Annotated in this window: 11 protein-coding genes; 7 read left to right on the plus strand and 4 right to left on the minus strand. The window is 56.8% G+C overall.

Annotated features, from left to right (window positions below; all coding sequences use genetic code 11):
• Positions 1-180: 180 nt before the first annotated feature.
• The 3 genes from ACW5XC_RS13850 to uvrA form a co-directional block, all read right to left on the minus strand.
• Positions 181-777 (minus strand): OmpW family outer membrane protein, encoded by a 597-nt coding sequence (locus ACW5XC_RS13850; RefSeq protein ID WP_005340187.1) that lies wholly within the window; start codon positions 775-777, stop codon positions 181-183.
• Positions 778-1235: 458 nt separating this feature from the next.
• Entirely contained in the window at positions 1236-2909 is a 1674-nt protein-coding gene (locus ACW5XC_RS13855) for a sensor domain-containing diguanylate cyclase (protein WP_042052619.1), read from the minus strand.
• Positions 2910-3030: 121 nt separating this feature from the next.
• Positions 3031-5859, minus strand: a complete 2829-nt coding sequence (uvrA, locus tag ACW5XC_RS13860; RefSeq protein WP_042052616.1) for an excinuclease ABC subunit UvrA — start codon at positions 5857-5859, stop codon at positions 3031-3033.
• A gap of 370 nt (positions 5860-6229) precedes the next feature.
• On the opposite strand from uvrA, the gene ACW5XC_RS13865 reads away from it, so the two are divergent.
• On the plus strand, positions 6230-6817 hold the full coding sequence (locus tag ACW5XC_RS13865) for a single-stranded DNA-binding protein (RefSeq protein WP_005340181.1): 588 nt from the start codon (positions 6230-6232) through the stop codon (positions 6815-6817).
• Between the two features lie 136 nt (positions 6818-6953).
• Positions 6954-7697, plus strand: a complete 744-nt coding sequence (locus ACW5XC_RS13870; RefSeq protein WP_042052615.1) for a substrate-binding periplasmic protein — start codon at positions 6954-6956, stop codon at positions 7695-7697.
• 72 nt (positions 7698-7769) lie between these two features.
• Here ACW5XC_RS13870 and ACW5XC_RS13875 read toward each other — a convergent pair whose 3' ends face one another.
• Entirely contained in the window at positions 7770-7895 is a 126-nt protein-coding gene (locus ACW5XC_RS13875; protein ID WP_019445191.1) for a hypothetical protein, read from the minus strand.
• Positions 7896-8356: 461 nt separating this feature from the next.
• On the opposite strand from ACW5XC_RS13875, the gene ACW5XC_RS13880 reads away from it, so the two are divergent.
• The 5 genes from ACW5XC_RS13880 (at position 8357) to dhaK (ending at position 13471) form a co-directional block, all read left to right on the plus strand.
• Positions 8357-9259, plus strand: coding sequence for a cation diffusion facilitator family transporter (locus ACW5XC_RS13880; protein ID WP_042052614.1), 903 nt, complete (start codon positions 8357-8359; stop codon positions 9257-9259).
• Positions 9260-9405: 146 nt separating this feature from the next.
• Positions 9406-9690: a DUF3811 domain-containing protein gene (gene yjbD / locus ACW5XC_RS13885; RefSeq protein WP_005340165.1), complete on the plus strand. Its 285-nt coding sequence runs from the start codon at positions 9406-9408 to the stop codon at positions 9688-9690.
• A 595-nt stretch (positions 9691-10285) separates the two neighbouring features.
• Complete coding sequence (cspE, locus tag ACW5XC_RS13890) at positions 10286-10498, plus strand: transcription antiterminator/RNA stability regulator CspE (protein ID WP_005316548.1); 213 nt, start codon at positions 10286-10288, stop codon at positions 10496-10498.
• Between the two features lie 305 nt (positions 10499-10803).
• Positions 10804-12162 carry an NCS2 family permease gene (locus ACW5XC_RS13895; protein WP_042032197.1) on the plus strand — a complete coding sequence of 453 codons (1359 nt, stop codon included), beginning with the start codon at positions 10804-10806 and terminating at the stop codon, positions 12160-12162.
• A 238-nt stretch (positions 12163-12400) separates the two neighbouring features.
• Positions 12401-13471, plus strand: coding sequence for a dihydroxyacetone kinase subunit DhaK (dhaK, locus tag ACW5XC_RS13900; protein ID WP_005340163.1), 1071 nt, complete (start codon positions 12401-12403; stop codon positions 13469-13471).
• Position 13472: the final 1 nt, after the last annotated feature.

Consider the following 13472-nt stretch of genomic DNA (forward strand, 5'->3'; position numbering starts at 1 on the left):
GAGTAATCGCGCTGTGTCCGTTTCACACCTTGTCCCATCGGGTTCTCCATTTATTGGGGGGAAAGGTGTAAACCATATTCAGGACGGGACAGCCATACGAAAAAAGCCCGGCACAAGCCGGGCTGAAAGAGACGTACTTTGCTATCTTCCGCGGTCCGTTCAGAACCGCAGTCAGAATCATTAGAAGCGGTAGCCAACACCCACCATAAAGGCCATCGGGTCGACCTTGGTATTAATGGTGCCAATCGCTGTATGCACATCGGTATCGATATCCATGATCCAGGCTGAACCGTTGACAAACCAGCGGTCAGTGATCGCCATATCGATACCAACTTGTCCGGCAACTCCCCAGGAGTCATCGACTTTGACATCGGTTCCTGACAGCGCACCACGACCCTCTTCATCAAAGAAGGTGGTGTAGTTCACGCCAATACCGACATACGGGCGAACCTTGCTTTGAGCATCGCCAAAATAGTACTGACCCATCAGAGTCGGCGGCAAATGCTTGATCTTGGCAACTTCAGCGCCACCCAGTTTGACTGAATGAGAGAAGGGGGTTGCAGCCAGCAATTCGACACCCCAGTTATCAGTAATCATGTAAGAGAGAGTCAATCCCAATTGCATGTTGTCATTAATTTCCAGCTCTACAGGCGTGCTGCTTTCCTGCGGCGATACAAATGCCAAACCACCACGAACCAGAATATCACCAGCCTGATGGGCCATGGCGAAAGGAGAGGTCACTGCAGCGGCAATCATCAGAGGAAGTAATTTTTTCATCACGTAATCCCTTTTTTTGTTTTCATTTGATGCTGTAAGCCCGCTGACTATATGCCCTTGTAAATGCAAAGTTATTGACTTGGAGCAAAGGTTGCACAGAAATAAATCGATTGGTGTGACATCTTTGCTCGCCATCCCAATCTCGTTAAGTCCCCAGACAACAAGCCGAAATACCTGTTTCGACAGGTTGTAACTACCCGCATTCAGCGCCAAAAGGAGCAAACAAACCACACCTTATTGCGCGACAGAGCGGCTATTAATTGTTGTTAACATGGGCAAATCAGCGTATTTTTTGCGCCATACAAGTTACTGGGAAGTAATGGTTTATTTATGAAAAATGAGTCGAAATGGCAAAAGGTGGGAGCCTTTCTCGCGGCCGTGTGGGGAATCGGATCCTTTCTCTTTATCCTGCTCGGTTTTATTGTCGCCCTGGCCTATCTGGTATTGGTACGGCAGGGCTAATCCGGATTGACAGAGTGCAGCAGGGTGATATCTCCCCCTTCGGCAAGCTGTTCCGGAGTCTGGCCCATGCCCTCCGCAGAGAGGGTACCAGCATAGCCAAACCACCGATTTCGCCCGCCGACTTTGGCCTGGTACAGCGCCATGTCCGCCAGTTTGAAGCTGTGACTCCAGAATGAATCCGGACACTCCGGGTGCAACGGATAGCGGCAGAACCCCAGCGACACCGTCAACCAGAGTGGCGCATCCTCTCTGCCAAAGCGGTGCTGAGCGACACGCTGGCGCAGATATTCGACCCGCAACGCCAACTCTTGCTCGTCATCCACTTGTAGCAGCAACAAGAACTCCTCCCCGCCCAACAGGATGATCGGCTCGCGCTCTCCTGTCACCACCTTGCGCAGCAGATCCGCCAGCTGTTTCAGCACCAGATCCCCGATGTCATGGCCAAGGCGATCATTGATCCGCTTGAAATGATCCAGATCCAGCAGCAATAACAGACAAGGTTTGGCCCGGTTGGCCTGCAACCAACCATCGAGATAGCGACGATTGAAACAACGGGTCAAGGGGTCGGTGAATGCAGCCACCTCCATCTGGCTGGATTTTTCCAACAAATCATCGTGTTGCTGACTGACCTTGCCGGCCATCTCCCTGAACTTGCCACTCAGGGTCGCCATCTCGGCGCTGCTGTCGATATAGGGGATCAAGGTGGCATCTGGCCGATCGCCAAAGCGTTGCAGCGCCGACACCAGCTGCTGCAACGGAGTAAGCACAATGCTGTTGAGCCGATACATGGCGATCATGACGCAGATAAAACTAATAAACAGCATGCCGATAAAGGTCCAGAGCGCCCCCTCCATGACGCAACTCAAGATCTTTCTCTCCTCCTCAATCACCAGAGTCAGCACCGGCTGGTTATCGCTGTTGAGCAGTCGCACCTCTCCCCTGAGCCGGGTGAGCCCAAGGTCGATCAGGCGATACGTTATTTGCGGTTTCAGTGGTTTGAAGGTAGCGGTGACATCCAGATTGGCGTGGGAAATCGCCAGAGGCAGTGCGGTACGCTCCGATACCTGCTCGAGATAGGCCTTGTCGAGCCAACGTACAACCAGCAAGAAACCGTTGAACGGTGCCGACTCGTCACTGTTTCTGATCGGCTGCCACGAGTACATCAGCGGCCCCCACTGGGAAGCACGGATCCCGTGCAGATTGATGCCCCCTTGCGCCACCGAGCGCGCCCTTAACTGCTTTTTCAGTTCATCAAGGAAGTAGGGAAACTGGTCCGGATTGATCCCCGGCGCATCGGGTAGCAGGGTGCGCGTCCAGATTTCGTAGCCGGTGAGATCCATGAAGCTCATCAGGTTGAGACTAAAATCCCGCATCGGCATATCACTGAACAGGTTGGATTCGATGTACGACCTGCTTTTGTTGTCCATAAAACGGTGACTGTCATCCCAGATGCCCCAATCCCGACTGAATGCATCCAGAGCGGCCACATCCGCCTGCACCGCCTTGGTCACGCGCAGCAGATGCTCCTTCATTCGCTGCTCTTCAATCCGGCTGGCAGCCGGGATTTGGGCCCACGCCAGCAGGACCAGCAATAGCAGGATCGCCCCCAGCCAGATGGGGAACATGGAGTAAGCCAACTGATGATCAATCGTGCGCGGAGCCTGAGCCATAACCCGATATATCCATTACCATGATGCTGAGATGCCAAGCCTGCCCACACTTGACGAGCTTCCCCCTATGCTCCCGATTTTTATAACAAAAAGGGGCCAAAGGCCCCTCGATTATAACGGCTTATCGCGCCAATAGCGGTCGTAAAAAACGAGCTGTATGAGACTCTTTATTAGCGCAAATCTCCTCCGGCGTCCCCGTCACCAGAATGCGGCCACCACCGGCGCCTCCCTCTGGCCCCAAATCGACAATCCAGTCGGCAGTTTTTACCACATCAAGGTTGTGCTCGATGATGACGATGGTGTTACCGCGATCCCGCAGCTGGTGCAACACCTTGAGCAGTTGCTGGATGTCGTGGAAGTGCAGGCCGGTGGTCGGCTCATCCAGAATATAGAGGGTCTGACCGGTATCCCGCTTGGAGAGCTCCCGCGCCAGCTTGACCCGCTGCGCCTCCCCGCCCGACAAGGTAGTAGCAGACTGGCCGAGACGGATATAGGAGAGGCCCACGTCCATCAGGGTCTGCAGCTTGCGCGCCACCGCCGGCACCGGATCGAAGAACTCGCGGGCATCTTCCACCGTCATCTCGAGGATTTCGTGGATATTCTTGCCCTTGTACTTCACCTCCAGGGTCTCGCGGTTGTAGCGCTTGCCCTTGCAGACATCGCACGGCACGTAGACATCCGGCAGGAAGTGCATCTCTACCTTGATGACGCCATCCCCCTGACACGCCTCGCAGCGGCCCCCCTTCACGTTGAAGGAGAAGCGGCCCGGCTGGTAGCCGCGCGAACGCGCCTCCTGGGTGCCGGAGAGCAGCTCGCGGATCGGAGTGAACAGACCGGTATAGGTGGCCGGGTTGGAGCGCGGGGTACGACCGATGGGGCTCTGGTCGATATCCACCACCTTGTCCAGATGCTCCAGCCCCTCGACGCTGCGATAGGGCGCCGGGGTGGACTCGGTGGCCTTGTTAAGCTCGCGGTGGGCGATGCGAAACAGGGTGTCGTTGATCAGGGTCGACTTGCCGGAGCCGGAGACGCCAGTGACGCAGGTCATCACCCCGATGGGCAGATCAAGATTGACGTTGCGCAGGTTGTTGCCGCTTGCCCCCTTGAGTTTCAACCACTTGCCGGTGAGCGGCGTGCGCTTGGCGGGAATGGCGATCTGCTTGCGACCGGAGAGGTAGTCACCGGTCAGCGATTCCGGATTGTCGATGATCTGCTGGGGGGTGCCCTGCGCAACAATCTCGCCACCGTGCACGCCAGCCCCCGGGCCGATATCCAGCACATGGTCGGCGAGGCGGATGGCGTCCTCGTCGTGCTCCACCACGATCACTGTGTTACCGAGATCGCGCAGGTGAGTGAGGGTCTTGAGCAGGCGTTCATTGTCGCGTTGGTGCAGGCCGATGGAGGGCTCGTCCAGCACATACATGACACCTACCAGACCGGCACCGATCTGGCTGGCCAGTCGGATCCGCTGCGCTTCGCCGCCTGAGAGGGTCTCTGCGCTGCGCGACAGGCTCAGGTAGTTGAGGCCGACGTTAACCAGGAAGCCGAGCCGTTCGACGATCTCTTTCAAGATCTTCTCGGCAATCTGGGCGCGCTGGCCGGTCAGGTTCAACCCTTCGAAGAAGGCCAGTGCATCCCCGATGGACTGCTCGGCAATGGCCGGCAGATTGCGGTTGTCGACGAAAACGTGGCGCGCCTCTTCCCGCAGTCGGCTGCCACCGCAGCTGGTACAGGATTTGTTGGCGATGTATTTGGAGAGCTCTTCACGCACCGAGTTGGATTCGGTCTCCCGGTAGCGCCGCTCCATGTTGTGCAGGATCCCCTCGAACGGGTGCTTGCGCACCACCACATCGCCGCGATCGTTCATGTAACGGAACTCGATCTCGGTGCGACCGGAGCCGCGCAGGATCACCTCCTGGGTCTTCAGTGGCAGATCTTCCCACGGAGTCTCCAGATCGAACTTGTAGTGCTCGGAGAGGGATTTGAGCATCTGGAAGTAGTAGAAGCTGCGTTTGTCCCAGCCGCGAATCGCGCCGTTGGCCAGACTGATGGCCGGATCGCCGATCACCTTGGCCGGATCGAAATATTGCTGCACCCCGAGGCCGTCACAAGTCGGGCAGGCACCTGCCGGGTTGTTGAAGGAGAAGATGCGCGGCTCCAGCTCCGACATGGAGTAACCACACTCCGGGCAGGCGAAGTTGGCGGAGAAAGTCATGGGGGCAACCCCCTCTTCACCATCCATCGGCACTACCAGTACGATGCCGCCGGAGAGGGTCAGCGCCGTCTCGAACGACTCGGCCAAACGCAAGGCAAGGTCCTCGCGTACCTTGAAGCGATCCACCACCACCTCGATGGTGTGCTTCTTGTGCAGCTCCAGAGTCGGAGGGTCGGAGAGATCGCACACCTCGCCGTCGATACGGGCACGGATGTAGCCCTGGGCCGCCAGGTTCTCCAGCAGCTTGGTGTGCTCCCCCTTGCGATCGCGCACCACCGGGGCCAGCAGCATCAGCTTGCTCCCCTCCGGCTGGGCCAGCACCTGATCCACCATCTGGCTGATGGTCTGGGCGGCGAGCGGAATGGCGTGGGTCGGGCAGCGCGGCTCACCAACCCGGGCAAACAGCAGACGCAGGTAGTCGTAGATCTCGGTGATGGTACCGACGGTCGAGCGCGGGTTGTGGGAGGTGGACTTCTGTTCGATGGAGATGGCGGGCGAGAGCCCCTCGATATGGTCGACGTCCGGCTTCTCCATCAGGGAGAGGAACTGGCGGGCATAGGCGGAGAGGGACTCCACATAGCGGCGCTGCCCCTCGGCATAGAGGGTATCGAACGCCAGAGAGGATTTGCCCGAACCGGAGAGGCCGGTGACCACGATCAGCTTGTCGCGGGGCAGGGTCAGATTGATGTTCTTGAGGTTGTGGGTGCGAGCACCCCGGACCACGATCTTTTCCATCTTGTTGCACGCTCGATACAGAAACCTGAGCGAGTCAGTATGGCATAGAGACTACTGGATGAATAGACAGGCATTATCTATCGCCGTTATCCTTTTTTACGATGGCTAGCCCCTTCGTCACACCCTGACCAAGGCGACGAGTTTGCCCACCATCCACACCAGCAAGCGCTCGCCCGCAGAGTGATCAACTGTTACTATTGGGGGCTAAACCTGAATCAGAACAGGCGAAACGAGCACTCTGATTGCTGCAACGGTTATAGAAAAACCATGCTGTTCAATATGATAACGACATGATCATGAAAAAAGCGCGGTAACTTATTTAGTGGGTCCAGGCCTTGCCTGACCGGAATATAAAGGTGGAAGAGAGATTATGGCCAGTCGAGGCATCAATAAAGTCATTCTGATCGGTAACCTCGGGCAAGACCCGGAAGTACGCTACATGCCGAGTGGCGGTGCTGTGACCAACATTACTCTGGCCACCTCTGAAACCTGGCGCGACAAGCAGACCGGTGAGCAGAAAGAGCGTACCGAATGGCACCGAGTTGTCTTCATGGGCAAGCTGGCCGAAGTGGCTGGCGAGTACCTGAAGAAGGGCTCCCAGGTCTATGTGGAAGGCAAACTGCAAACCCGCAAATGGCAAGATCAGAGCGGCCAGGAGCGCTACACCACTGAAGTGCTGGTCGACAGCTTCACTGGCGTGATGCAGATGCTGGGTGGTCGTCCGCAAGGCGGTCAGGGTATGGGCCAAAACATGGGTGGCCAATCCCAGGGTAACTGGGGTCAGCCGCAGCAGAGCATGCCTGCCCAGCAGCCGATGAATCAGCAGCGCCCGGCGCCAGCTCCGCAGCAGAACATGCAGCCGCAAGGCGGTTATGGCCGTCCTGCCCAGCAGCCGCAATCTGCGCCGCCGGTATATAACGAGCCGCCGATGGATTTCGACGACGATATCCCGTTCTAAGAACAGAATATTGAAAAGGCCCTGATAACTCAGGGTCTTTTTTTATGCACTCAGCCCCGAAAGGGATAAGACGTTTTATGACTGCCTCCCCTACATTGATGGATATTCTCCACAGGATCGCTTTGTGAAAAGTGCAATGAAACTGCTCACCCCTTTATTGCTAATGCTGACCAGCATGCTCTCCGGCCAGTTGCAGGCAACGCCACTCAAGGTCGGGGTCAGCTTTGCCATCCCCCCTTATGTCATCGAAGGCGAAAATCGCGGCATCGAGCTGGATCTGCTGAAAGAGGCGTTCGCTGGCAGCGACTATGAGCCCAGCTTTGAATTTCTGCCGCTGGAGCGTACCTTCCGCCTGTTCGAGTCAGGAAAGCTGGATGCCATCATCAACGTCAGACCCGGTATGGTTGATCCTCACGTTCTGACCCAGCCCGTTATCACCTTCCATAACCGGATCTTCACCCTGCGCAGCACCCACATCAGCACTCTGGACGACCTGCATTCAAAACGGGTTACCGCCTTTCAACGGGCAAGGATCATTCTGGGGGGCGCGTTCGCCACCATGGCCAACCAGAATCCCCACTATGAGGAGGTAGCCAAGCAGCAGGTGCAGGTACATCAGCTGATGCGCGGCAGGGTGGATGCAGTCGTACTGGAGGAGCGGGTGTTCTACTACTACCTCGACCAGCTGATTGCCACCGCCCAGGCAGGCGAGCACTACGAGCGCAATCAGGTCAGGCAAGCAGACCTCTTCCCGCCCACCGTCTATCACTTTGCCTTCCGAACGGCCGATGCCCGCAATCTGTTTGATAAGCGCCTTGAGGCGATGCGTCAGGATGGTCGTTATCACCAGATTTTCGCGGCTTACGGCGCCACGCCGTGAGCCACAAACATAAAAGCCAGCCGGTAAGGGCTGGCTTTGTACTGGCTCCGAAGGAACAGCAGTAGGGGAGCGTTACTTCATTGCGCTGCCGTTTTTCAGTTCTGCTTTCTGACGTTTGGCTTCGCGTTTCTCTTTCAGTGACATCTGCGGTTTTTTCTTGGCATCTTTGCCGTTGTGATGTTCTTTGTTACTCATCATCAAACTCCAAAAATGTTACCCAGACAGTTGGTTCCCAGAGGGAGCCAGCATGCCATCCGAATCATCAACTTCAGTACGCTTGGTGGGATGGTGCAAGACCATCACCAGACCCAGCATACCCTCCAGCGGCATCCGGATCCAGCCTCATTCTCGTCCAAAAAATGTCGCGCGCAGCCCCTTGAGCGGGGAGGCCAAACGACCTCGACAGGAAAGACCAAAAAAGAGTAATTCGCATTATTAAATGTTGTCACGCTTATATTAAGCCATCGTAGGCTAGATATTTTCACGGGTAAATATAAATCCCTCTCATTATTTATTGCCGCGCAAGAGGCCACCATTTTAATAAGCATTCGCAATATCACCGAAAACATCAGGTTACAACACCGAATAGGTTATTTCCGGTCAGCCGGATATAATGCGCGCCGCACCGAAATATCCGTTTTTATTCAGGAAGCTGTGACATGAACAGAAAAACCAGAGCCGCCATGGTGTCGGTCTGCTCCAATATCAGTCTGATCATCATGAAAATGGTGGCCGGTTTCGCCAGCGGCTCAGTCAGTATCATCTCGGAGGCGATCCACTCCGCCATGGATCTGGTGGCGGCCCTGATCGCCCTGTTCGCGGTGAAAAAGTCCGATCTCCCGCCCGATGAACGCCACCCCTATGGTCACGACAAGATTGAAAATGTCTCCGGCGTCATCGAAGCACTGCTTATCTTGCTGGCCGCGGGCTGGATCATCTTCGAAGCCGTCGACAAGCTGATCACCCCCAGCTCCATCGAGAGCATTGGCTGGGGCGTACTGGTGATGGTGATCTCGGCGCTGGTCAACAGCGGTGTCTCGGCCTACCTCTACAAGGTGGCCCGAGAGGAGGAGTCGGTCGCGCTGGCTGCCGATGCGCTTCATCTCAAGGCGGATGTACTCACCTCCGCCGGGGTCGCCGTCGGTCTTGGCGGGATCTGGCTGGCCGGTCTGTTCGGCCATTCACTCGCCATCCTAGATCCGCTGGTCGCCATTGCGGTCGCCATCTTTATTGTCAGAGAGGCCATCAGCATGCTCAACGAGGCCTTCCAGCCGCTGATCGACCAGAGCATGAGCCCGGAAGAGCTGGCGATGACCAGCCGCATCATCACCGAATGCTGCCCTGCCGCCAGCGGTTTTCACGATCTGCGCAGCCGTCGTGCCGGACGCCGCCGCCATATCGACTTCCACCTCACCCTGCCCCCGGAGATGAGCATCGGCGAAGCCCACGATATCTGTGATCGCATCGAACACGCCATCATGGCGCAACTGCCCCACGCCATCGTGTTGATCCACGTCGAGCCGGAGGAGCAAGAGCTGTCCTCACCGCTCGCCATAAATTGAAATGTGGCAAACAGGCGGGAAAGTGGCAGCGAAATAACGGAAAGTTGGCACAAACCCGCATTTTTACTGCCGGAAAGCCGATTGCATAAGAAGTGATCGGCACAACTGTGTTAGGGTGTCTAACCACCCTGCCGCAGGAGCGCGCCGTGAAAAAGCTGGAAATGAAAGATCTGACCGAGGCCGAAAAAGCCGAGATAGCCTTGTTATTGCAAAAGGCACAAGCCAATGCAGACCACCAGCTGACCAACGGAGAGCGGAACAAGATCCGCGAAGAGGGTCGCCTGAAAATTGTGGCCGACCGCGCCGAAGCAGCCAAGGCAGCCTCCAAGCTGGCTCGCGAGAAAGCCAAAGAGCGTGCCAAGAACCAGGTACTGCCGGAAACCTTCAGCTGGATTGATTCGGTCAGCAACAAGTTTCGCAGCAAGCGCTGATCCTTTCTTGCAAAACTCCCGCTGGCACTTGGTGCCTGCGGGCGTTTGCATGTCTGGGCGATGCCCGATGAACCAGATTTGGCGCTGCCATTGATTTGCAGCTCAGAAGCTAATCGCAGCAGCAAAGAAGTGATTTACATTGTGAGTTAGAGAGAACGACAACTCACAATCCCCATCTATCGCCACCTTTTCATTTTTTCTCATATTTTTTGCCAGAACTGGCTACATAGTCAGGACAAAAAAGCCGAATCCGGCTTGCCACAGGGTGATATGAGTCTGCACTGATTTTTCTATGCCGTTGAAATGCATCATGTTTACTATAAAAAATGATATTTTTGGCTGTTACAAAACATTAATATCGAGATAAAGTTTGCTTTAAAAATGAGAGCGTGTTTTAATCTTTCTCGATGGTTCGGCAGTTCAGACCTGATTATGTTAGGCAGTCATTTTAGTAAAGCAGTGATTAGCATAAGCGTTATCCTCGGATAATTCTTATCAAATAATTCTCCTTCTTTAGTGCTCCCCATACGTATTGCTGACGAAAAATCAAAAATTGCCATTTAGGTGGCATTCAACACTATTTAAGGAAATTATTATGTCTAACAAAATGACTGGTACCGTTAAGTTCTTCAACGCTGAGAAAGGTTTTGGTTTCATCTCCCCTGCTGACGGCAGCAAAGACGTGTTCGTACACTTCTCCGCTATCCAGTCCACCAGCTTCAAAACCCTGGACGAAGGTCAGCGCGTTGAGTTCACCATCGAGCAAGGCCAGAAAGGCCCGGCTGCTGCCAACGTAGTTGGTCTGTAATTCAAGCCGGAGCATGCTGCTGATGGCTCATGCCAACTGCTGACAGCTCTGCAAGAATTTAAAAAAACCCGCTTAGGCGGGTTTTTTGTTTTTCCCCGCTTTTTCCTCACAGATCTCACCTCGCCCGACCGCTTGATCCCTCCCTTACACGCTCTCACCGCTTGAGTCTTAGAATGAGCTCCGAATGGACTCAAAATGTAAAATAGTGACGAAAAAGTCAGGTTATCCGCTGTATTTGCCGCGAATTCTTGCTATTTTGCGCGCCACCAACGCAAACGATTTCCTTCACACTTTCAGGATTAGTTATGGCAAAGCAAGATATGGCCGCCCAAACAGGGACAGGCGGCTTTCTGGACTCTTATTTTTCCATTTCTGCGCGCGGCAGCAGCGTGCGTCAGGAGCTGGTCGCGGGGCTGACCACCTTCTTGGCGATGGTCTACAGCATCATAGTGGTGCCGAATATGCTGGGTGCTGCCGGCTTTGAGCAGGGCCCGGTGTTTGTGGCCACCTGTTTGATCGCCGCCTTCGGCTCCCTGCTGATGGGGCTGTGGGCCAAGCTGCCGATGGCCATCGGTTGCGCCATCTCCCTCACCGCCTTTACTGCCTTCAGTCTGGTACTGGGTCAGGGGCTGAGCATTCCGGTCGCCCTGGGCGCCATCTTCCTGATGGGGGTGCTGTTCACCCTGATCAGCGTCACCGGCGTGCGTCAATGGATCCTGGATAACCTCCCCTCCGGCATCGCCCACGGCACCGGTATCGGTATCGGTCTGTTCCTGCTGCTGATCGCCACCAACGGCGTCGGCATGGTGATCAAGAACGAAGGGGCCGGTCTGCCGGTGCAACTGGGTGAAGTCACCGCTTTCCCGGTCATCATGACGGTGCTGGGTCTGGCCGCCATCTTCGGTCTGGAGCGTCGCAAGGTGCCGGGCGGCATCCTGATGGTGATTATCGCCATCTCCATCCTCGGCCTTATCTTCGACCCGAAAGTGACCTGGCAGGGCTTCTTCGCCATGCCGAGCCTGACTGGCGAGAAAGGTTCACTGGTGGGCAGCATGGATCTGCTGGGCGCCCTCAATCCGGTGGTCATTCCGACCGTGCTGGCGCTGGTGATGACCGCCGTGTTTGACGCCACCGGCACCATCCGTGCCGTGGCCGGTCAGGCGGGCCTCATCAACGAACGTGGCCATATCATCAGCGGCGGCAAGGCCCTGACTGCCGACTCCGTCAGCAGCATGGTGGCAGGCGCCGTCGGTGGTGCTCCGGCTGCCGTCTACATCGAATCTGCCGCAGGCACCGCGGCCGGTGGCAAGACCGGCCTGACTGCCGCGCTGGTCGGCGTGCTGTTCCTGCTGATGATCTTCCTCTCCCCGTTGAGCTATCTGGTACCGGCTTACGCCACCGCACCGGCCCTGATGTACGTCGGTCTGCTGATGCTGGGCAACGTCACCAAGCTGGACTTCAGCGACTCGGTCGATGCGCTCTCCGGCATGCTGTGTGCCGTCTTCATCGTGCTCACCTGCAACATCGTGACCGGCATCATGCTGGGCTTCGTGGCGCTGGTCATCGGTCGCCTGTTCGCTGCCGAGTGGAAGAAGCTGAACGTCGGCACCGTTATCATCGCCGTGGCGCTGGTGGTCTTCTACGCCGGTGGCTGGGCCATCTAACCCGTCCGCATATTCCGGTTATAGCGAAGGGCCCTGCGGGGCCCTTTTTCATGGCTGTGAGTCAGCTAACAGTTTCCCACTCGCTTGCCCTGCGCCGTTTCAGATTGAAACGTCCATCCCCCTTCTGCTGTTTCAAATCCGAACCAAATCGACCGTCATTTTTATCCCTTTTTCTGTCGTTAGACTGGCTCCATCAACCATTTGCCCACCCGAGCGGTGGCAAGCCAAGGAGTGAGCCATGAAGAAACTGATCAATGCCGTCGATGCCGTGGTCCGTGAACAACTGATGGGGATGGCAGCCGCCCACCCCGAGCTCAAGGTACGTATCGAACCCCACTACATCACTCGCGCCGACTCCCCCGTGATGGGCAAGGTGGCGCTGGTCTCCGGCGGTGGCAGCGGCCACGAGCCGATGCACGGCGGTCTGGTGGGCAAAGGGATGCTGGATGGCGCCTGCCCCGGCGAGATTTTTACCTCCCCGACCCCGGATCAGATGTACGAGTGCGGTCAGGCCGTTGATGGCGGCGCGGGCGTGCTGTTTCTGGTGAAGAACTACACCGGCGACGTACTCAACTTCGAAACTGCGGTCGAGCTGCTGCACGGCGACGGGGTCAAGGTGGGCTTCGCCCTCATCGATGACGACGTGGCGGTCAAAGACAGCCTCTACACCGCAGGTCGCCGTGGCGTCGCCACGACCGTGCTGTGCGAGAAGCTGGTCGGTGCCGCCGCCGAGGCGGGCTACGATCTGGCGCGCTGCGAGGCGCTGGCCCGTCGCATCAACAACCAGAGCCGCACCATAGGCGTGGCCATGCATGCCTGCACCGTGCCGGCCGCTGGCAAGCCCTCCTTCACTCTGGCGGACAACGAGCTGGAGTTCGGCGTCGGTATCCACGGCGAGCCGGGCATCGAGCGTCGCCCCTTCACCGACCTCAATACCCTGGTGGACGACATGTTCAGCGAGCTGGCTGACAACACCCCCTATGGCCGCACCCTGCGCCACTGGGATCGCACCAGCGGCAGTTGGCAGGAGGAGCACACCTTTATCGAGCCGCTCAACAAGGGCGATCGGGTTATCGCACTGGTCAACAGCCTCGGTGGCACCCCCATCTCCGAGCTCTATGGCGTCTATGGACGCCTCGCCACCCTGTGCGAGGAGGCGGGCATCCATCTGGTGCGCAACCTGATCGGCCCCTACTGCACCTCCCTCGACATGACCGGCATCTCCATCACATTGCTCAAGGTGGATGATGAACTGATGACCCTGTGGGATGCCCCCGTTCACACCCCCGCCCTGCGTCGCGGCTGCTAAG

The organism is Aeromonas sp. 25-AL00135 (assembly GCF_054052385.1).